Genomic DNA, 450 nt, shown 5'->3' on the forward strand with positions numbered 1-450 from the left:
ATGGTCGGTGAGTGTCGTCGTGTTCATGCCCTTCACGATCCGCCGGCCGGTGGCGCCGACCAAGCCACGATCGCACTACCATCGTTGAGCCGGAGTCAACGATGGGACGGGACGTGCTGGAACGGTACGAGGTCGAGACCTTGCTGACCCTCGCCGAGGAGCTGCACTTCGGCCGCACGGCCGAGCGCCTGCGGGTAACCACCGGGCGGGTCAGCCATGTGATCAAGAAGCTGGAGCGCCGGATCGGCGCGCCGCTGTTCGCGCGTACCAGCCGGGTCGTGCAGCTCACCCCCATCGGCCGGCAGCTCGCCGACGACCTGGCACCGCTGGTCGCCGGCATGGACGAGGCGGTACGCCGGGCCGTCGAGGCGGGACGCGGCGTCACCGGCCGGCTGCGGGTCGCCTTCCTCGGCGAGTGGACCGCACCGGTGCTGCTCAAGGCCGTCGACC

At 70.7% G+C, this 450-nt stretch carries 1 protein-coding gene; it reads left to right on the forward strand.

The window, feature by feature from the left end; translation table 11 throughout:
- Nucleotides 1-113 precede the first annotated feature (113 nt).
- The coding region (locus C1I92_RS33055) for a LysR family transcriptional regulator (protein WP_146605396.1) at nt 114-450 on the forward strand (337 nt) is incomplete at its 3' end.

Origin of the sequence: Jiangella anatolica, from assembly GCF_003236295.1 — a bacterium.
In the GTDB taxonomy this organism is placed as follows: Bacteria; Actinomycetota; Actinomycetes; order Jiangellales; family Jiangellaceae; genus Jiangella; species Jiangella anatolica.